The organism is Paenactinomyces guangxiensis, assembly GCF_016055185.1.
GTDB classification, from domain to species: domain Bacteria; phylum Bacillota; class Bacilli; order Thermoactinomycetales; family Thermoactinomycetaceae; genus Paenactinomyces; species Paenactinomyces guangxiensis.
In genome coordinates, this window is the sequence record NZ_JAECVR010000009.1 from 91,526 (window position 1) to 111,555 (window position 20,030).

At 46.9% G+C, this 20,030-nt stretch carries 23 protein-coding genes; 3 read left to right on the forward strand and 20 right to left on the reverse strand.

All coding sequences use genetic code 11. From position 1 onward, the window contains the following. The first annotated feature begins 153 nt into the window (after positions 1-153). Positions 154-2,085 (forward strand): sigma-54-dependent Fis family transcriptional regulator, encoded by a 1,932-nt coding sequence (locus I8U27_RS10265; RefSeq protein ID WP_232345363.1) that lies wholly within the window; start codon positions 154-156, stop codon positions 2,083-2,085. 277 nt (positions 2,086-2,362) lie between these two features. Here the strand turns inward: I8U27_RS10265 and I8U27_RS20600 are convergent, their stop codons facing one another. The 3 genes from I8U27_RS20600 to I8U27_RS10275 are packed head-to-tail and all read right to left on the reverse strand — an operon-like array spanning position 2,363 to position 4,832. After that, complete coding sequence (locus tag I8U27_RS20600) at positions 2,363-2,989, reverse strand: MFS transporter (RefSeq protein WP_232345357.1); 627 nt, start codon at positions 2,987-2,989, stop codon at positions 2,363-2,365. Then, positions 2,947-3,642, reverse strand: a complete 696-nt coding sequence (locus I8U27_RS20605; RefSeq protein ID WP_232345358.1) for an MFS transporter — start codon at positions 3,640-3,642, stop codon at positions 2,947-2,949. The genes I8U27_RS20600 and I8U27_RS20605 overlap by 43 nt, the downstream gene beginning before the upstream one ends. A gap of 56 nt (positions 3,643-3,698) precedes the next feature. Continuing rightward, a complete protein-coding gene (locus I8U27_RS10275) occupies positions 3,699-4,832 on the reverse strand; it encodes a winged helix-turn-helix domain-containing protein (RefSeq protein WP_181751962.1) in 1,134 nt (377 codons plus the stop codon). Positions 4,833-4,951: 119 nt separating this feature from the next. Between I8U27_RS10275 and I8U27_RS10280 the strand changes: the two genes are divergently transcribed. Beyond that, positions 4,952-5,323, forward strand: a complete 372-nt coding sequence (locus tag I8U27_RS10280) for a DUF3888 domain-containing protein (RefSeq protein ID WP_181751963.1) — start codon at positions 4,952-4,954, stop codon at positions 5,321-5,323. A gap of 65 nt (positions 5,324-5,388) precedes the next feature. Here I8U27_RS10280 and I8U27_RS10285 read toward each other — a convergent pair whose 3' ends face one another. From I8U27_RS10285 to I8U27_RS10355, 15 genes are all read right to left on the reverse strand, one after another. Beyond that, a complete protein-coding gene (locus tag I8U27_RS10285) occupies positions 5,389-6,183 on the reverse strand; it encodes an IucA/IucC family C-terminal-domain containing protein (RefSeq protein WP_181751964.1) in 795 nt (264 codons plus the stop codon). 270 nt (positions 6,184-6,453) lie between these two features. Then, complete coding sequence (locus I8U27_RS10290) at positions 6,454-7,026, reverse strand: non-canonical purine NTP pyrophosphatase (RefSeq protein ID WP_181751965.1); 573 nt, start codon at positions 7,024-7,026, stop codon at positions 6,454-6,456. Between the two features lie 228 nt (positions 7,027-7,254). Next, a complete protein-coding gene (locus I8U27_RS10295; protein WP_181751966.1) occupies positions 7,255-7,443 on the reverse strand; it encodes a hypothetical protein in 189 nt (62 codons plus the stop codon). Positions 7,444-7,556: 113 nt separating this feature from the next. Next, positions 7,557-8,243: a ribonuclease III gene (gene rnc / locus I8U27_RS10300; RefSeq protein ID WP_181751967.1), complete on the reverse strand. Its 687-nt coding sequence runs from the start codon at positions 8,241-8,243 to the stop codon at positions 7,557-7,559. 18 nt (positions 8,244-8,261) lie between these two features. Then, the gene (gene fabF / locus I8U27_RS10305) at positions 8,262-9,506 is read right to left on the reverse strand and encodes a beta-ketoacyl-ACP synthase II (RefSeq protein ID WP_181751968.1); all 1,245 of its coding nucleotides are present in this window, start codon (positions 9,504-9,506) and stop codon (positions 8,262-8,264) included. A gap of 100 nt (positions 9,507-9,606) precedes the next feature. After that, positions 9,607-9,840, reverse strand: a complete 234-nt coding sequence (gene acpP / locus I8U27_RS10310; RefSeq protein WP_181751969.1) for an acyl carrier protein — start codon at positions 9,838-9,840, stop codon at positions 9,607-9,609. Positions 9,841-10,018: 178 nt separating this feature from the next. Next, positions 10,019-10,762 (reverse strand): 3-oxoacyl-[acyl-carrier-protein] reductase, encoded by a 744-nt coding sequence (gene fabG / locus I8U27_RS10315; protein ID WP_181751970.1) that lies wholly within the window; start codon positions 10,760-10,762, stop codon positions 10,019-10,021. A 21-nt stretch (positions 10,763-10,783) separates the two neighbouring features. Then, positions 10,784-11,728, reverse strand: a complete 945-nt coding sequence (gene fabD, locus I8U27_RS10320; protein ID WP_181751971.1) for an ACP S-malonyltransferase — start codon at positions 11,726-11,728, stop codon at positions 10,784-10,786. A gap of 35 nt (positions 11,729-11,763) precedes the next feature. Beyond that, complete coding sequence (locus tag I8U27_RS10325; protein ID WP_181751972.1) at positions 11,764-12,753, reverse strand: beta-ketoacyl-ACP synthase III; 990 nt, start codon at positions 12,751-12,753, stop codon at positions 11,764-11,766. Then, positions 12,754-13,749, reverse strand: a complete 996-nt coding sequence (gene plsX / locus I8U27_RS10330; RefSeq protein ID WP_181751973.1) for a phosphate acyltransferase PlsX — start codon at positions 13,747-13,749, stop codon at positions 12,754-12,756. Positions 13,750-13,766: 17 nt separating this feature from the next. Beyond that, positions 13,767-14,324, reverse strand: coding sequence for a transcription factor FapR (gene fapR, locus I8U27_RS10335; RefSeq protein ID WP_232345364.1), 558 nt, complete (start codon positions 14,322-14,324; stop codon positions 13,767-13,769). A gap of 146 nt (positions 14,325-14,470) precedes the next feature. After that, positions 14,471-14,653, reverse strand: coding sequence for a 50S ribosomal protein L32 (gene rpmF, locus I8U27_RS10340; protein WP_181751975.1), 183 nt, complete (start codon positions 14,651-14,653; stop codon positions 14,471-14,473). Between the two features lie 57 nt (positions 14,654-14,710). Beyond that, positions 14,711-15,229, reverse strand: coding sequence for a YceD family protein (locus I8U27_RS10345; RefSeq protein ID WP_181751976.1), 519 nt, complete (start codon positions 15,227-15,229; stop codon positions 14,711-14,713). Between the two features lie 50 nt (positions 15,230-15,279). Further along, positions 15,280-16,359, reverse strand: a complete 1,080-nt coding sequence (locus I8U27_RS10350; RefSeq protein ID WP_181751977.1) for a SepM family pheromone-processing serine protease — start codon at positions 16,357-16,359, stop codon at positions 15,280-15,282. Further along, on the reverse strand, positions 16,337-17,149 hold the full coding sequence (locus I8U27_RS10355) for a patatin-like phospholipase family protein (RefSeq protein ID WP_181751978.1): 813 nt from the start codon (positions 17,147-17,149) through the stop codon (positions 16,337-16,339). Before I8U27_RS10355 ends, I8U27_RS10350 begins: the two co-directional genes overlap by 23 nt. Before the next feature lie 271 nt (positions 17,150-17,420). Between I8U27_RS10355 and ylbJ the strand changes: the two genes are divergently transcribed. Continuing rightward, entirely contained in the window at positions 17,421-18,647 is a 1,227-nt protein-coding gene (gene ylbJ / locus I8U27_RS10360; RefSeq protein ID WP_181751979.1) for a sporulation integral membrane protein YlbJ, read from the forward strand. Between the two features lie 40 nt (positions 18,648-18,687). Here the strand turns inward: ylbJ and coaD are convergent, their stop codons facing one another. Further along, positions 18,688-19,176, reverse strand: coding sequence for a pantetheine-phosphate adenylyltransferase (gene coaD, locus I8U27_RS10365; protein ID WP_181751980.1), 489 nt, complete (start codon positions 19,174-19,176; stop codon positions 18,688-18,690). Between the two features lie 2 nt (positions 19,177-19,178). Continuing rightward, entirely contained in the window at positions 19,179-19,751 is a 573-nt protein-coding gene (gene rsmD, locus I8U27_RS10370; RefSeq protein ID WP_181751981.1) for a 16S rRNA (guanine(966)-N(2))-methyltransferase RsmD, read from the reverse strand. Between the last annotated feature and the right edge of the window lie 279 nt (positions 19,752-20,030).

Here is a 20,030-nt window from a genome sequence, read left to right on the forward strand (position 1 = left end):
TTCTGCCGGATCGCTGTTCCGCTATTGTTCCACTGTTTCAAATCGGCACATGTTACTGTCCCGCTATCATTGATAGCTCCAAACAGATTCGTTATAATTATAATGGGCTTAATATTCAAAAAAATAGAAAGGGGAGACTCGAACCACTTGAATATGGATCTGTCGAATATTCCCCCGTCTTTAATCTCTTCATGGAAACGAAGCGAAAATTTCGGAGTAGATCCCTGTCATGTAAACGATGACCTTTTATCCGGAGGGGAATTAACGGAACGCAGAGAGCGAATGAAAGAACTGCTGGAATCATCGGCAAACATTCTCAGCCAGCTTTATGAACCATTGAGAAGCCATCTTTTTATGCTGGTTTTATCAGATCTGGACGGATATATCGTGGCCAAATGGGGCGACCCTCCTTTTACGGACCGGGCCCGGCAAGTATGGCTGGACATCGGTGCCAACTGGAGGGAAGATATTAAAGGAACCAATGCCATAGGAACCGCTCTTTCCGAACAAAAACCGGTAAGTGTCCGGGGAGAGGAACACTACTGCCAGGAAAACCGCTTTTTAACCTGCTATGCTTCTCCCTTATTTTCTTCCACCGGCGAGTTGCTGGGCATTTTGGATGTCAGCGGTGATGCCCGTCTGCATCATTCCCACACATTGGGGATGGTAGTGGCGGCGGCCCATGCCTGCCAAACACAACTTTTGCTCAGGCGCACAGAGCAGGAGCTGGTTCTTCATTTACAGGAACTGAACGCCATCACAGAAAGAACGCCCCAGCCTCTTATATCTGTGAATGCTGATGGAATCATCACCAGAATCAACCGGGAAGCCGCGGGACTGCTGCGTCTCCCGCAAACAAAATGTATCGGTCAGCCGCTTTCCCGCTGGTTTGGGCAAAAAAACACACAAAAAATCCTTTCTTCACAGAACTCCACTTCGCTGCATCTGAATGTCAAATCTGATCTTCAGCCGGGCAAACAGCAGTCATGGCTGATTCAGCCCGTCATGGATCATAGAAAGAAAATTTTCCGTGTTCTGTTGAGCCCGGGGAAACCTCTACATACAATTAAACAGGAAACGGCTACGCCTTGCTCAGTCCCCGGGAAAAATCCGGACCCATCCGGGTCGGGCAGCTTCTGCCATTGTCCCGAGACCGCAAAAATATATCAATTTGCCCGCCGGGTAGCGAAAACAGATTCTTCCATTCTTATTTGTGGTGAAACAGGAACAGGGAAAGACGTTCTGGCCAGGGAAATCCATCGTGCCAGCGGAAGAAAAGGATCGTTTATCGCGATTAACTGCGGAGCGATTCCCGAGACATTGATCGAGTCTGAATTGTTTGGTTACGAAAAAGGAGCTTTTACAGGAGCGCGAACGGAAGGCCGGAAGGGAAAATTTGAAGCCGCTGCAAAGGGAACCCTGTTTTTGGACGAAATTGGGGAAATGCCCTTAACATCACAGGCATCTCTGTTAAGAGTGCTGGAGGATAAGACGGTTACACGTATCGGGTCCAACCGCCCGATTCACACAGATGTACGAATCCTGGCGGCAACAAATAAACAGCTTTCCCAGGAGGTGGCAAAGGGGCGATTCCGTGCTGATCTCTATTACCGCCTGCGTGAGATTGAGATCCTCCTGCCACCGCTTAGAGAGCGCTCAGATTTATACCAATTGGCGGAGTATTTTCTGGAGCAGGTGGTGCAGGAACTGGGAGATGTCTCCTTGTCTTTTCATCCCAATACCTGCAAGCAGCTTTCCCAATATGACTGGCCGGGTAACATCCGGGAATTGCGCCAGGTGATTCGTCAGGCGGCATACCATGCCTGTTTTTCAAGGGAATCTCCTGTCATCACAAAGGATGACCTATCCCTTACCCAGACACTCTGCCAACCTTTGCAACCCCATCACTCTCAGGGGATCTTAAATGACTATGAGGAAGAGGCGATCGCCCGGACCATTCGGGCAACCGGGGGAAACTTAACAGCAACTGCACGCCTGCTGGGGATCGGCCGGACCACCCTGTATCGTAAGCTATCCCAATATCCAAGGCTGAAACAGTTGAAAGAACAGTTTAAAACAGAGTAGAAACCATTTCCAAATACATTCAAAGCTGATTATCGTTGTTTGCTTCATTCCGGTGCCGGCCCAAGTCATAAATCAGCTTACAAAAATGAATGTATCAACTCCCCGAGGTGAAAATCACTCCAAATTTTACGGCTATTTTCTTCACAATTGCCAGAGGGAGACAGATTTCTTCCCGCCTCTGATCGGTACCCTGGACAAAATGGAAAATCTGTCTCTTCATTGCGTTAGCAATCTTTCATCCCGGGGATATGTCACCCGGCCATACCCATCACTGCTCCTATCCCTGGGCTGCTGCTTTTTCTTCCTTTTTGACAGGAGCAGGGCTTTTTTGTTTCCAAATCAGTTTTTGAAAGGCAACCGCCAGTAAACCTAACACAAATACAATCAAACCGACCAGGACATACACCTGACTCACACCGATCAGATGAACGAGGCCTCCTCCGATTAAAGGTGCGATAATCATTACTGTGCTGGAGAGTGAATTTTCAATGCCAAACACTCTTCCCGTCGCCTTTTTCTCAGTTTCCTTCTGTAAAATGACGTTGAAGGAAACAAAAAACAGACCGACACCAACCCCCGCCACAAACGATATCAAAAACCCGAACATCAAGGGTGTGCCGGGTGTAAATAAGCCGATGAAACCAAATCCAAATCCGATAAGACTCAGTCCCCCGCCAAGTACCCACCCATACCGCAACTCCCTGACGCGTTGAATCCACATGGCCCCCAGTACTCCCCCAAGGCCAACCACTGAAATGATCCAGCCCATATACTCCGGAGAATGAGGAAAAAGTTCACGAAATAAAACCGGAAACTGGGCGTCGACTAATTGGATGACCGTCATTCCCAGCATGCCGTATATTAAGGTAAAAAAATAATTTTTCGCTTCAGGACATACTTCCATCCCTCCAGCCAGGTGCCCCACAGATGTCCATTCTTCCCTGCTTTCTCCGTACGGGTCCGACTCTGTCCACCCTCCTCCACCTTTCCCGCACTTAACAAAATCAATGCCGAACAAAGGCTGTTAACAGCTTTAATGGCCATGCAAGCCTGCGGAGAAATCACTGTAATTAACATTCCGCCCGCCAACGGCCCCACAATTTTTCCCGCCTGGTTCAACAACCCGTTTAAAGCGGTTGCTTTTGTCAGTAACTCTTCACGGACAACCCGTTTGGTTAACGATTGCTGGGCTGGATAGAAAAAAACAGTAAAAGCGGAACGCAAAGTGAGAAGAAAGAGCAGCCAGTAGATATTGGGAACAAACATAAGCAAAAATGTGACGATGGCTATGAGGATATCCGCCGCTATCATAATGTGTATTTTTTTCAAGCGGTCGGCGGCCACCCCTGCCCATGACCCGAGCAAAATTCCCGGCAAAGCATAGGTAATGGGGATCAAACTGACAAGAAAAGGGTCCGCTTTCCAGGTATAACCGACCAATACAGAGACGGCAATCAGATCAAGATACACACCAAAAATAGAAATGGAATAAGCTGAAAACATCCTAATAAAAATCCATTTCTTCCAAATACTTTCCGTATGCACTGGTTTTACCATATAAAAAACCCCCCGTTATGTTTTTTTTAGATTAACAGGGGTTTGTCAGAAGAATATCAGAGGAGATGTTTATCTAAAAAAAGTTCCACTTCCCGGCCTCTTCCTTTAAGTTTATACTTCAGTAACAGCTGATCCCAAATTTTATGATATTTCGTTTCTATTTCAGCAATATTGATAAGCCTGGCGGACTGGAACAAAATATGGTGAAGGAAAAGAAGCATATTGGCTGCCATGTGAGTCTCCTGCATGATGTCCCATCCTTGATCAATCAGCCATTTCCCTTCTTCTGTCTTTCCAGAATAAATAGAAAAAATGCCCTTTAACAAGTGATAATAACCAAGCTCCCGGAGATAAGGCGTTTTAGTAAGTTTCTCCTTGATTTGCCTGAGCTGTTTTTCTGCTTTCTCCCACTCACCTGCCAGCATCAAGCCTCTGCATTCCGTCAACGCCACCAGAATCACAAAATCGGACAATCCGTACTGTTTAACTGTTTTGTGGATCGAATCAAACCGGCTCAGTGCTTCACTGATCTCTCCCGCATCCAACATGATTTCAATGACCGTGTGAATTTCTACTTCCAGTTGAAAAAGATCCGGCAGCAGCTTTTTTTCCATCGCGTTATGAAAATAAAACAATGTTTTTTCCGGATTAAATTCTGTGATGTAGTGACCATAACAAAGATAATAAATCCGTTCACCCAGCGGGATTTCATCGTTAGTCAAAAACCACTCAAAATCGCCCAGGCAGCCCTTAATAAAACCCAGGTAAGGAAAAGTGAGGTGAAACCCCAGCTCCTTCTGATTTTCAGCGAGAACTTGCAAAGATTTACCCCGCCCATCACGATGGTATTTCTTCCAAAGTTCATAAATGTGTCCTGTCATTTCCGACTCATAAACAGCAGGTACCAGGTTAATCATAAGCCGGTAACCCCGTCCCCTCACGGTTTCGATCCGGAGTACCCCGTCCAATTCTTTAATCTTCTTCCGTATACGATAAACATGGTCATCAACCGTTCGATCTACGGGCGCATCCATTTTCCACACTTGATCGAGCAATTGACTCCGTGAAAATGTTTTTCCTGGATATTGGAAGAAAAATTCCAACAAAGAAAACTCTTTCGGCAACAAATATATTTTTTTCGACCGATATTCCATACACTGCTCGTCTGGATTCAATTTTATAGGAAACATCTTATAACCCCTGCCAAATGATCTTAGACATCAGTTTTATTTTACTTATAAGTGATTTCATTTTACAGACGATTATTGGAAAAAATAAATCCTAACAAAGAGCGGTTAGGAGTTTTTTTATGAAAAAAGCAACCATCATCTTTCTGTGTATGCTGGTATCATTATTCTGCATATCGGCATCCGTTCGCACCGGGGATGACAAAACGAGAGAAACGCTGATCACCAACGCATTTAAAACCACGCTTACCCGGGCGGTTGACGATGCGATTGTCGGATATTACGGAAAGAGGCAGAAAAGCTTTTCGGTTCCAGACATTAAAATCAAAGAGATTGAGGAAACGATGAAAGGGGGCTACTCTTTTTTATGTAAATTAGAAGTTCCTACCTATGAGGGACAGCATGATCCTCCGTATGGACTGGAGAAGATCACACTGGAGATCGGGCCGGCCGGGGTATCCGTCTTGAAATTTGAACATGAGGATGTTCCTTAAAAAATATAAACCAACATTCCGGTTGTCGGGTGTTGGTTTTTTTCTTTTGCGTTTTGTTTTGCCGGCTAATTTGTCACAAGAGTGGCACATGCTGCTCCACATTCAGTTCGAAGGCTCCTGGGACAACCGGAACAGCACTTTCCTGCTGCATTCAGGTGATAATAAAGACAGCAGGTTTTTCGTATCCGAACCGGAGGGTCCGATCGATCCGTCATGTTTGTTTCTGAATAATATTTTGCCAATGGCTGTGTACATCCCCCGAAGCAATCAGCCGGGGCATGCCGAATAAGAAATTGAAAATCTTCTTTCACCCGTGTCCGGATCGCTTCCGGAGCATCAGCCAGTTTTTTTTCATACAGCCAGTAAACGTAGATTGCGGTGTTTTCCCACAGAATTGAACAAGAAATTCCTGCACATTTAGAAAGAACCTGCCAAACGCCGGAGATATGATCTGCAAAAATAGATTTTACGATTTCCTTTCTCCACCTTGACCGGTTCAGACCCGGTTCAGTTGTAACCCAGCTGTCCAGGCGAAGTTTTGGTAACCAGTTTTCCTTTTGATAAGCGGACTCAACATAACAATTTTCAACAGATACGTCTAGTCCTTTATTATAGACGCTCATTGCATATAACACCGGCAGTACAGCCAGAAAAGTATACCTTTTGGAAAATTGGGATGCCGTAACCAGCAACGAAGGCGAACCAAGCCGATCAGATAAGCAGGTAAGATAATGATGGCATTTCTCCGGATCCACAAGATCCTTAGCGTGACAGGAAGCCAAAAGGTCGTTGGATGGTCTGTTCGTCACTCGAAAATGTTCCTCGAGAAATTGCAACTTATCTGAGTGAAGCTCCGGCATGATCCCTTTTCCCCCTCTGATTGCTATTCAAAGCAGCGCGCGTTTACTACAGCTTTTATCTGCTGAACTGTTGTGATTTGCTGTATCTACATATAAGAACAAGATTTTCCGATCAATTGTCCAAAAAATCCTTTATCTGTATTCACAGCTTATTCCTTCAAAGACAATGATATTCATTATCAATGATATTTGTTATCAATGATACCCTATTTTCATTTTTATTGCCAGCTTTTTTGAGGGGAAAATGCCATCGAAAAAACAAAAGGTGCCTTATATAAAAATTTCTTCCCGTTTCACCCATTCTCTAAATGCCGGGACATATACCTGCTCAACAGAGTCTTGTCTGGGAGCGTTTACAATGGCACTCATGGGAAACCCGGGTGAGATCGGCCTTACTTTCCGTGCGGCAAAGCGGAACGTCCGGACAATATGATGTGTATAAGAGCGGCCTTGATGAATGACGGACCAGGCTGTCACAAACTTACCGGTACGCTCCGACTCCGGGATTTGTTTCGTTTGATCCAGAAAAAATTCTAACCACTCCTCATCCCCTATATCATCAGGCAATTGACCGTTCCAGCGCCGGACCATCACACCCGGAAGCCCACCCAGGGCATCAATTTCCACCCCTGTATCGGAGGCCAGTACTGTCCTGCCTGTGTACCGGTAATAAGCTGTTGCCTTCAGGAGGGCATTTTCCTCGGGTGTCTGTCCGTTTTCAACCACATAAATCGGGCTTATGCCGGCATCCTTCAACGCGATCCCTTTTACGCCCACCCCGTTCAGCAAAATCAGAGCAGTTTTTATTTTTCCGGGATTACGTGTCGCGATCAGCACATCCATCGCCTTCAATCCTTTACCATTAAACTATTTTTTCACAGATCTGGATGATTCCCACTTTTTCCGTATCATCCGGTAAACAAAGAATACACTTAATCCGATGATTAGAATAAGGGCAAGAAGGAACATGCTCAATTGAAACAGCATCGTACCAAATCAAATTAATACATAAATAAAATTCCACCTTTTGTTGTGTTTTCCACAGACATAGTGATCAATCAATAGTAATGCTCATTTATTTGGTCTCTCTTCTGCATTCCGGCCTTTTTCGGCAATTAAGACTTCTAATGATGTTCGGATTCCTTCCAGGGCTTTCATCATTCGCCATAAAGTTAAGATGGCCAGTACTCCGCCCAAAACAGGAAGAATAATGGCTAAAAAGGAAAATAACTGTATTAATACAGGCCCGATAGTACTCATTTGGAAACAATCCCCTTTATCTTTTGATCCCTGTGGTCTTTATTATCCACTATTTTTTATGAAAATCGCAAATCAAAAAACCACCGTTGAAATGCGGTGGCTTATCGGGATTCTTATATTGGCCAATGCTTGAGAGCTTGTGTGGCGGCTTGTTGTTCAGCCTCTTTCTTGGAGCGGCCCGAACCTTGCCCCAGCTTCTTATTTTCCAGATAAACTTCTGCTACGAAATGACGATCATGAGCGGGCCCCTGCATATCGACAATACGATATTCCAAAGGTCCCATACGCTCTTGTTGTACCATTTCCTGCAATTGGCTTTTGGCATCGGTCATACGGGCAAGCCATTCATCACTCACTTTAGGAAAAACCACGGTATGCAAAAAGTTTTTGACAACATCCAGACCTTGATCCAAATACAGGGCACCGATAAACGCTTCAAATAAATCGGCGAGGAGGGAAGGACGGGTCCGGCCACCCGTCATCTCCTCTCCTTTCCCGAGGCGGACCAAACGTCCAAAGTCCAATTCCTTGGCAAAAGATGCGAGAGAAGGCTCACAAACGACACGGGCCCTAGTACGGGTTAACTCCCCTTCACTCATTTCGGGGTAACGGTGAAAGAGGTACTCAGAAACGACTAATTCCAATATGGCATCGCCGAGAAATTCCAACCGCTCATTATCCGGGTGGAATCCGCTGTTTTTTCGTTCATGAGCATAAGAAGTATGGGTGAATGCCTGTAGGAACAGCTTTTTGTTATGAAAGGTTACCCCTGCGGCCTGTTCCATTCCAGTCAGATCCATGTCATCACCACCTGCTTATTACGCATCTTCATATGCTTTTAATAAAATGGTCGCATTGTGGCCGCCAAAGCCGAGTGAGTTGGAAAGGGCGGCACGTACCCTTGCTTTGCGCGCTTCATTGGGGACATAGTCCAAATCACAGTCGGGATCCGGGTTTTCATAGTTGATGGTTGGCGGAATGACCTGCTCTTTCAAAGTGAGGGCCGTCGCGATCGCCTCAACTCCGCCTGCAGCGCCGAGCAAATGTCCGATCATCGATTTGTTAGAGCTGACCAGCAGTTTATAAGCATGATCTTTAAATGCGTTTTTAATCGCCATTGTTTCAAATTTATCATTCAGATCGGTAGAAGTACCGTGAGCATTGATATAGTCAATGTCTTCCGGCTGCAATCCGGCATCTTCGACAGCCCGTAACATGCTGCGCATCGCTCCCTCGCCTTCCGGTGAAGGGCTGGTCAGGTGATAAGCGTCCGCAGTCATGCCGTAACCGGCGACCTCGGCGATAATGTCGGCTCCGCGTTGCATGGCGTGCTCAAGTTTCTCCATTACGACTATGCCAGCACCTTCCCCCATGACAAATCCATTGCGCTCACGGTCAAACGGGCGGCTCGCTTTTTGCGGATCATCATTGCGGGTGGAAAGAGCGCCCATAGAGGAGAAACCTGCAAAGGCCATTGGCAGGATGGTCGCTTCTGCTCCTCCGGCGATCATCACATCAGCATCACCGCGCTGGATAATTTTGAAAGCATCCCCGATGCTGTGCGTACCAGTAGCACAAGCGGAAATGACAGCGCTGTTTGGCCCCCGGGCACCGGTGATGATCGAAACCTGACCTGAAGCCATATTTGCGATCATCATCGGGATAAAGAACGGACTGACCCGCCTTGGTCCCCGGTTAATCAGGGTCTTGTGCTGTTCTTCCAGCGTTCCCAGCCCCCCGATGCCGGAGCCAATATATACGCCAACCCGGGTTGGGTCTTCTTTGCTCATATCAAGTTCGGCATGCTGAATCGCCATTTTTGCTGCCGCAACAGCAAACTGGGTAAAACGGTCCATCTTTCTGGCTTCTTTTTTATCTAAAAAGTGTAAGGGATCAAAGTCTTTCACTTCAGCAGCAATTTTGCAAGCATAGTTGGTTGTATCAAAACGTGTGACAGGTCCAACACCTGATTTTCCTTGAATGAGATTGTTCCAAAAAGTTGTATGATCATTACCAATAGGGGTGATGACACCAAGGCCGGTGATAACTACCCGATTTGTCATCTGATCCACTGCCTTTCTCTACAAAGCTGTACGAAGGACCAAAAAATGAATAGGCATAAAGTCCCGCATTTCACGGGACTTTTGTTAAGTACGAGAAAAACTATTTGCTCTTATTGATGTATTCAACAACATCACCAATCGTGGTGATTTTTTCAGCATCTTCGTCTTCGATGCTCATTTCAAACTCATCCTCAAGTTCCATGATGAGATCCACGACATCAAGGGAGTCAGCACCGAGGTCTTCTTTGATGCCGGCTTCCATTGTAACTTCGGAAGGATCTACATTTAAGCGGTCAACAACAATTTTTCTCACACGTTCCAACGTATCAGCCATGTCTTTCACCTCCCTTTCGTATTATACGAGAACAAATCCGGACAAGCAATTTGCAATCACTCACATGTTTTAAAAACCGCGCAAAGCCTAATCCGAAAAAATGTTCCCTGAACCAAAAACCTCCATAATACCAAAGCCCTGACACATGGGAAGCCGCGAAACTCAAACCGGAAGGTAGTTAAGCAGTCACCATTCCCCCGTCTACATGAATGACTTGTCCCGTGATGTAGCTGGCCGAATCCGAAGCCAGAAACTTCACTGCTTCAGCCACATCCTGTGCAGCTCCAAAACGGGCGAGCGGAATCGCACGCAGCATCTGTTGTTTCATATCTTCATCCAATACGGCAGTCATATCGGTTTCGATAAACCCGGGTGCGATCGCATTGACTGTAATCCCGCGGCTGGCAAGCTCTTTCGCCGTTGTTTTCGTCAATCCGATAACACCTGCTTTCGCTGCCACATAGTTAGCCTGTCCCGGATTACCGATCACCCCTACAACAGAACTGATATTGATAATCCGGCCGCTTTTTTGTTTCATCATTGTGCGGGTAACCGCTTTGGTACAGAGGAAGACACCTTTCAAGTTGGTGTCAACAACCTGATCCCAATCCTCTTCCTTCATTCGCATGAGCAAGTTATCCCGCGTAATTCCGGCATTATTTACAAGAATATCAATTCGGCCCAGGGAAGAAATCACTTGCTTCATGGCAGACTCTACCTGTTCACCCACAGATACGTCCACTTGAACAGCCATCCCTTTTTGTCCTGTTTTTTGGATCTCGCCAATGGTTTCTTCAGCAGCCGATTGGTTACCGGCATAAAAAATGGCTACATCAGCTCCGGCTGCCGCCAGTGTAATAGCAATCGCTCTGCCTATGCCTCTGGACCCGCCGGTGACCACAGCAACTTTACCGGAAAACATGTTTGTGTTCCCCCTTTGTCGTTATAGGGATTCTTTTAGTTGTTCAACTGTTTGCTTCAGCGTGTCAGGATTTTGTACAGAAAGTGTCTTCACCTTGCGATTTACTTTCTTTACGAGACCGGATAAAACATTTCCCGCTCCAATTTCCACAAATAGATCAACACCCTGTTCAATCATCCACCTGATACTGTCTTCCCACAGAACAGGAGAAGCGACCTGTTCAACCAGGCAACGGCGGATCTCTTCCGCACCTGTGACCGGCTGTGCACTTACATTGGCTATGACGGGGACAGAAGCATCCCTGATCTCAATGCCGCTCAACGTTTCAAAGAGACGGTCGGCTGCCGGTTTCATCAAAGAAGAATGGAAAGGGCCGCTGACAGACAGTGGAATCACCCGGCGCGCTCCTGCTTCAGCCGCCTTTTCCCCTGCTTCTTTCACTGCTTCACTGTGCCCCGAGATGACAATTTGTCCCGGACAGTTGTAATTGGCTGGTTCCACGACATGATTTTCCTTGCTCACTTCTGCACAGATTTGATCCAGCATTTCCCGGTCCAGGTTCATGATCGCAGACATCGCCCCCAGGCCGGTCGGCACTGCTTCTTCCATAAACGAGCCGCGCTTATGTACTGTTTTGACTGCGTCACGGAATGAAAGAGAACCGGTCGCAACAAGAGCAGAATACTCTCCCAGGCTGTGACCTGCAACAAAATCGGGTCGAATCTGTGCTTCTTCAAATACCCGGTACAAGGCGATACTTGTGGTTAAAATCGCCGGTTGTGTGTGAAAGGTTCTGCGCAAATCCTCCTCGGGACCTTCAAAACAAAGCCCGGACAACGAATATTCCAGAACTTCATCCGCTTCCGCAAATACTTGTTTTGCCACTTCACTGGCATTTGCGATTTCCTGTCCCATCCCAACTTTCTGAGAACCCTGTCCCGGGAAGATAAAAGCAATTTTCCCCATTTTTTACCTCCCGCATCTCACTTTAAACATTTTGTTTACTCAATCACCCATTTTAACGCGGTTGCTCCCCAGGTTAACCCGCCGCCAAATCCACATAATACCAAAGTATCTCCTTTTTTGATCCGCCCCTGCTTCACAACTTCATCCAGGGCAACCGGGATGGAGGCAGATGACATGTTTCCATAGCGATCCAGGTTGATCACCACTTTATCCTCAGTCAGACCCAATCGCTTGATGGCGGAGTCAATAATGCGGATATTTGCCTGGTGAGGAACGAGAAAATCAATGTCCTCTCTGGTCATGCCCGCTTTTTTCAGCGCCTCATCCGTGGAACTTCCAAGGACGCGAACGGCAAATTTAAACACTTCCCGGCCGGACATGGAAATCGTATGCAGGCGTTCGGCAACGGTTGTTTCCGTCGCGGGCAGGCGTGAACCTCCTGCCGGGAGTTTAAGCAGTTCTCCGCCGGACCCGTCACCTCCTAATTCATAGGAAAGAAAGCCATAGCCTTCTTCTACAGGCCCCAATACAGCCGCTCCGGCGCCGTCTCCAAACAGGACACAGGTATTCCGGTCTGTCCAATCGATAATCCTCGACAGGCATTCCACCCCAATCACGAGGGCATAATTGTAAACACCTGTGGATATAAACTGGCCGGCTGTCGCGATCCCGTATAAAAATCCGGTACATGCGGCAGACAGATCAAAGGTGGCAGCATTAGGAGCTCCGAGGCGATCTTGCACTAAACAGGCAGTAGCCGGAAAAGCCATATCGGGAGTGACGGTGGCAACAATGATTAAATCGATCTCTTCTGCCGTGATGTTTGCATGCTGTAATGCCTTCTCCGCTGCTTTGACCGCCAGATCAGAAGATGCTTCGTCCGGGGCGGCAATGCGGCGCTCTTTGATTCCTGTTCGAGTGACAATCCATTCGTCGCTCGTATCTACCATTTTTTCCAAATCGGCATTTGTCATTACTTTTTCCGGAAGATAAGCGCCTGTCCCCACGATTCCTACCGGTCTCATCTACTCGTCAACTCCTCTATGCTTCGACAATTCTTGTTCAATCTGTGAAATCACTCCCTGTTCGATAAAGAGGCGGGCCTGTCGAACTGCATTATAGAAAGCTTTGGCATCCGAAGAGCCGTGCGCTTTTATAATTGGTCCCCCCAAGCCCAGGAGGGGAGCTCCGCCATGTTCTTTATAATCCATATCTTTTTTAAAACGCTTCAATCCCGGGGCCAGGACGGCAGCAGCCAGTTTGTTTGTCCAGCTGCGGGTAAACTCTTGCTTCAATCTGTCAAAAATCGCTTTGGCAACGCCTTCGGTATTTTTCAGCAAAATATTACCGCTGAACCCGTCACAGACGAGCACTTCACAGGGACCTGTCAAAACATCTCTCGCTTCGGTGTTGCCGATAAAGCGAATCGACTGCTCTTTCTCCAACAAAGAAAAAGCCTCTTTGGTCAGCTCCGTCCCTTTTCCCGTCTCTGTGCCAATATTTAAGAGCCCCACCCGCGGTTCTGAATAGCCGAGTACCTTTTCCGCATAGATCGACCCCATCAAGGCATATTGGCGGAGGTGTTCAGGTTTTGCTTCCGGGTTGGCTCCCACATCCAGCACCAATGTTCCCTTTCCGGACAAGGTGGGGAAAACCGGTGCCAGAGCCGGACGGTCCACTCCCTTCATTCGCCCGGTGTAAAAGAGACCCGCAGCCATCAGTGCTCCTGTATTTCCTCCGCTGATAAAGGCATCCGCTTCTTTTTTCTTTACCATTTGACAGCCTACGACCATGGAAGAGTCCTTTTTGCGGCGGACCGCTTTGACTGGTTCATCGTCGGCTTCGATCTGTTCACTGACCAACCGAAATTCCAGGTTGGAAATGCCGTTTGGCAACATGGTTTCATCTCTGCCGATTAAGATAAACGTTGTATCGGGCCACTCTCCCGCAGCAAGGCGAATGCCCTTCACCACCGCATCCGGGGCATAGTCTCCTCCATGAGCATCCAAAGCAATTCGCACTAGAGCTCCTCCTTATTTTACTGCCCTTCCTCATCGGTGCGATACACGTCAAAGACACCTTGAAATACAACTTCTCCGTTCACTTTCGTCTGCACATTGATCTGCAGCCGTGACGGCCCGTTTGTAATCACTTTCGCGAAAGCAAGGCACTTCTCTCCCAGCCGTACCGGACGAACAAACCGGATTCCGGCAGAGCCGGTAAGAGCCACTTCAGCGTCAACAATAGCCACTGCCAGCGAATTGGCTTGTGCAAACAGATAATGTCCGCGTGCAATCTGATTACGGGCAAAAACATGCTCTTTCTTAATCTCTAACATTGATATTCCGCTTTGATCCAATTGGATGTCGACTACTTCACCTATAACTTCTTCCAGTGACAGCGATCTTACACCGTCAAAATTATTCTCCGCCATGTGCTTAATCCGTTCGCGAAGCTCGGGGATCCCCAGTTCCATTCGATCCAACCGGATTGTCTGGATGCTTACCCTGCATCTTTTCGCCATCTCTTCATCAGTTAAAAACGGGTCCTCTTCCAGAGCTTTAACAAGTTGGCGTTGTCTCTCTTTTTTAGCCATGCGCACAGCGGAGTTCACCCCTTTGTTTATGACCATATATTAATACCAAGTCCTAAATCAGTATATAAAAAAGGGAGTGAATTAGCAATAGAAAAAACAAGAGCCGACCTCTCCAGCCGACTCTTGTTTTATAACCAAAGCGAAGATTAGTCGTTAACAACCCCTTCAACTTCGGCACCTTTGTAGTAACCACACTCTTTGCATACACGATGGGCAAGTTTAGCCGCTCCGCATTGCGGACATTTAACCATACCGGGTACACTCAGTTTAAAGTGGGTACGACGTTTGCGTTTACGGGTTTTAGAAGTCCGTCTAAAAGGTACTGCCATGACACTTTCACCCCCTATTAGAATGTAGCACAAGTCCGGGAAGTTTTCATTTAACTTTTATCGGTCCTTATTCAACAATTCCTGCAGTTTAGCCAGGCGCGGGTCAATTGACTCGATCCGGCATTCGCAGGCATCTGTGTTCTTGTTGACACCGCACTTTGGACACAATCCTTTGCAATCTTCCCGACAAACCGGAGCCAGCGGGATTGAAAGCAAAAGTGCCTCCCGAATATACGGAGTGAGATCCAGGATATTTCCTTCAATCAAATGGATCTCATGCTCCTCTGTCTCCCCCGCTTGATTTTCCACATCTGTAAATTGCTCCACCCATTCCGTTTGGACCGGGATTTCAATCTCGGATAAACACCGGGAACAGGTCAAGGTGGCATGGGTTGATTGTTCTGCCTTTACTTCAATCAGATGTGAATCCAACTTCAACACTTGAGCCGTTACCTTCACAGGCTCCAATCGAATCAGTCCCGGAACTTTAACCGCCAGCGAGTCGGGCGGGATTGTTTCACTCAGCTCCATCTGCTGATCCTTTGCCTGGTTCAAATGGTGCAGGGAAATCTGCATGGTTCCACTCCTTGTGTAAAAACAGGGATATTATAAGACACTTTAGCGACCTATGTCAATGTTTTTACCTTGAAAGAAGCGGCCGCCTGATGAACAGGTAATGTTCTCAGATAACGAACCGCTTCTTTCAAAGAGGAAACAGGGATAATTTTCATCTTTGACCCGATCCGCCGGGCAGTTTCCTTCGCCATCCTTTCATTTGTATCCTGTGGCCCTCTGTCTTTGGGACAAAAGAAAATCTGCGCTTCCTCACGCTCAGCGGCGACAATTTTATGTTGAATGCCTCCGATTTGGCCCACTTCACCTTTTTCAGAGATTGTCCCTGTACCGGCGATGCGATAGCCTCTGGTTAAATCTTCCGGAATCAGTTGATTGAGTACCTCCAGAGAAAACATCAGGCCTGCAGAAGGACCTCCAATATTTTCTGTTTCGATACTGGCAGGAGGCGACGTTTTCACCTCAACCCGCGGAACGGGGACGATCCCCAGTCCGGCACGCTTTTTTTGTCCGGGTGAGACGGGAAGAGCGACTAACTTTACTTTTTTCTCCATTCTTTTCCCGTTGCGGATCAAATCAACCGTCACAACATCACCTGGCTTTTTGCGGCTGAGGTACTGAATGAGCTTTTCTGTTGAGGAGAATAACTTTTGGTCTACCTTTTTGATCAGATCACCTTTTTGCAGAACATGCGGCTGGTTGTTTACCAGCTGAAAAACCTCTATTCCCAATATCTCGACCGATACGGGTCTTCGGGCTTCCCGGTAAGCGGCAATAATGGCGTTATGTTGTGAGGCAATCATGTTCTCCGCCTGTCGCCGCTGGTATTCTTCCTCTGATTCATTTTCAGCCAGGATTTGCTGTTCAGGGACGAGCTCGACCCGGCCGCTTCCTTTCGCATATAAATAATCAAAAACATTTCCTTCTTTTAGAGAAATGGTTGTCAAAAGAAAAGTCCCCTTTTCCCCGGCCGTTTCTTTATCCACCTTCACAAGTGGCTTTACATCAATGGCCACTCCCGGTTGCAGTACAAAATAGGGAACCGGAATGAGCAAAGTTGCTCCGATCACAATTAAAACCACTGAGGCAATAAATCCCCCAATAACCTGTTTACTCCATCTTCTGAAGTTCATTCATAGCTTCCTCTCCTTGCCGCTCCTGAATCAATTTCTTTAATTGTTGAATGTGGGATCTTGCCTCTTCTTCACCCCGCCGAATACATTCTTCAACCCGCGTAAATGCTGTCGGGTTGATATCCGAAACATCAGGTTGGATGATAAAATCAGCTGTCGTCATTCTCTGTTGTAGTATTTCCCTTTCCATGATAACCAGAGTTTGCGTAATCACATCAAAGATATTGTTAATTTTCACCCTGTCTATGCGTGGCAGGACATCGACAGCAATGACAAGATCAGCACCCATCTCACGCACGACTGAAACCGGAACCCGGTCGATCACCCCTCCGTCAACCAGTATGCGATCGCCGACGATCACAGGTTCAAAGATTCCCGGGATGGATATGCTTGCTCTCACCGCTTCATCGATGGGGCCGCTCTTAAATACCACGCGTTCACCATTGCTGAGATCCGTGGCGACCACAGCTGTGGGAATCTGTAATTCTTCCAGGGATTTTTGGTGTGTCAGCAGCCGGATTAACGCCTTTACCCTGTCTCCAATCACAAACCCCCGTTTGGGTACCGTCAAATCAAGCCAGTGTTTTCTTTTCAATCTGATTGCTAGCTTTTCACACATTTCCAGATCCAATCCGTTGGCATACAAAACTCCGACAATACTTCCCATACTGCTGCCTGCGATAAAGTCGATGGGAATTCCTTCTTGCTGCAACACTTTTAGGACGCCAAAATGTGCCATACCTCTGGCTGCTCCTGAACTTAACGCTAAACCAATCTTTGGTCGGGCCAAGGAGAGTCTCCTCCATTTTCCATCTTTTTTCTGTGAAAGTGTTCATGAGTAATCAAGCGGAGAAATCATATTTGTGTCGAGTGAATTTAGCTCCCGCTAGGGAACGGAGCCCTAAATATGATTTCGGAACGGCGCTGATCAGACAAACTTTCACCCCTTGGTGTTAACATCACCTTGACATGTTTTTTAATTCATGTCGGACAACCGGTCTAAATGAATACAAACATGCGTAGACATGTTATTGACCTTGTTGCCCGTGAGGAGAGAGAGCATGCAGATCACAAGTACATTTCTCCGAAGTCGGCTAAAGTCCTTTGCCCTGGCTTCCATTGCTTTTTTTATTGCCGTGGTACTGGTTATGTACCCGGAACAAGCATTTAAATCTTCTCTTCGGGGTCTGACGATCTGGTGGGATGTTGTTTTTCCTGCCCTTTTACCGTTTTTTATAACGGCCGAGATGATGATGGGTTTTGGAGTTGTCCACTTCCTGGGTATTTTACTTGAACCGTTGATGCGCCCCATCTTTCGGGTGCCGGGAGCGGGCGCATTTGTGATGGCTGTCGGCTTGATCTCAGGAAATCCAATGGGTGCCAAGCTGACTTCCCGACTGCGTGAACAAAAACTGGTTTCACGTGAAGAAGGGGAAAGATTAGTTTCCTTTACGAGCACTGCTGGCCCCCTATTTATATTTGGCGCCGTCGGAGTTGGTTTTTTTGAAAACACCTCGGTGGGTATCATTCTGGCTCTTGCCCATTATTCAAGCAGTATTCTGGTCGGGTATCTAATGCGCTTTTACGAGCCGCATGCCCCTCCGTCCGCTCCGCAAGAAAAGAAAACGGGATTTATTTTTATTCGGGCGTTACGGGCGATGCATCGGGCACGGATTGAGGATGGCCGGCCGTTCGGCCAGCTTCTGGGGGAGGCAGTTACCTCAGCTATACAGACACTCCTGATGATCGGCGGTTTTATTATGGTATTTTCCGTGCTGGTGCATCTGATTAACTATATCGGACTGACAAGCATACTGGCGAAGGGAATATCATATTTGTTGGCGATTCTTTCCCTTTCACCGGATTTATCTGATCCTATGCTTGCAGGCATATTTGAAATTACACTGGGCTCCCAACTCTCAAGTGCTGTTTCTCCCAGTGTGCCAATGGTCTACAAACTGACAATTGTCAGTGTCATGATCGGCTGGAACGGCTTATCGGTTCACGCCCAGGTTGCCAGTATGCTCAGCCGGACGGATGTCCGTTATCTTCCCTATTTTTTTGCCCGGATCCTTCACGGATGCTTGGCAGGAGTCATGACCATCATCCTCTATCCTTTTTTGAAAGAGCAACTTGGCGACTTACCAACAGCAATCCCCGTATTTTCCAGTACCGCCGGTCTAACCTCTTTGCCTTTATGGCAGATTTTACAGTGGTTTGCCACGGCGACAGCGATGATTTGGCTGTTTTACACCGTTCGCTATGCCGCCACGCGGAAGCGAATGTAATCAGTGCTGACGTTTAACCCGCTGATTCCGGTTAAACCGTTCAGCGGGTTTGATCTGTAAACTTGAGACTCAACGCTTCGGCAACGTGATGTGGAACCAGATCTTTCACATCTGCCCCATATTTGGCAACTTCCTTTACCATAGCTGAACTGATAAAAGAATGTTTATTATTGGTCATCAAAAAAAGAGTTTCTACTTTTTCACTCAGCTTTCGGTTAATTGAAGCGATTTGCAGTTCATACTCAAAATCGGAAATCGCACGCAAACCGCGTAAAATTACATTGGCTTCCCGTTTATGTACATAATCGATCAAAAGACCGTCAAAGCTGTCCACTTCAACCTGGGGGAACACTTTTGTTGCTTCAATCAGCATCTGTTTTCTCTCCTCAACGGAAAAAAGAGGATTTTTAGCTGAGTTGATAAGAACAGCTACTATGATTTTGTCAAATACTTTGGCTCCGCGTTCAATAATATCCAGATGCCCGAATGTGACCGGGTCAAAACTCCCCGGATAGACTGCTATCTTCATTTTTATTGACGGCCCTCCTTTGACAATCCTGACTGATAGAGAAAGATTGAAGTATCTCCGTAAGATAATTGACGGGTCGCAATTAAGGTGCCAATGGATGGAGGAAGTTCCCGGCGGGTTGGATACTCCGCCACAACCACCCCGTCTTCATTCAACAAATCATTTTTGGAAATTTGCTCCAACACTGGCAGGAGTAAATTTCCTTGATAAGGCGGATCTAAAAAGATGATCCGAAAGCGAAGTTTTCGTTGTTTCAACACTTTCAACACCGACCGGGCATCGCGGCGGTAAATCTCAGCCCGGTCATTCATCCTGGCCGCTTCCACATTGCTGCGAATCGTATCCAAACTGGTTTTTGAACGGTCAATAAAGATCGCCCGTTCCGCACCCCTGCTCAGTGCTTCAAGCCCCAGGGCTCCGGTACCGGCAAATAGATCAAGCACCCAGCCTCCGTCAAAAAAAGGCCCGATAACCTGAAAAAGCGATTCTTTGACACGATCAGCTGTTGGTCGCACATGTGAACCAGGAACCATCTTTAATCTCGTCCCGCGAGCAGTGCCGGCAATAATACGCATTTATGACTTCCTTACATCGATATACTTTTGGAACATTTCTTATCCTATCACAAATCTTCCGCAAATCAAAAGCGGCTCCGAGACAAAAAAGTTCATTCAATATGTATAAAAAAAAATAAAGCGGTAATGATAAAAGATGACAACGTCAATCATTGATGTTGTCGAACCGCGGAGAAGACTTACGTTTCCCCATAAGCTCTTCCTCCGGTTTCTCCTCTCCCATTTAGTATCTGACACAATGGTTGTGAAAGATACCATGGGCTCGCGCCATATCACGCG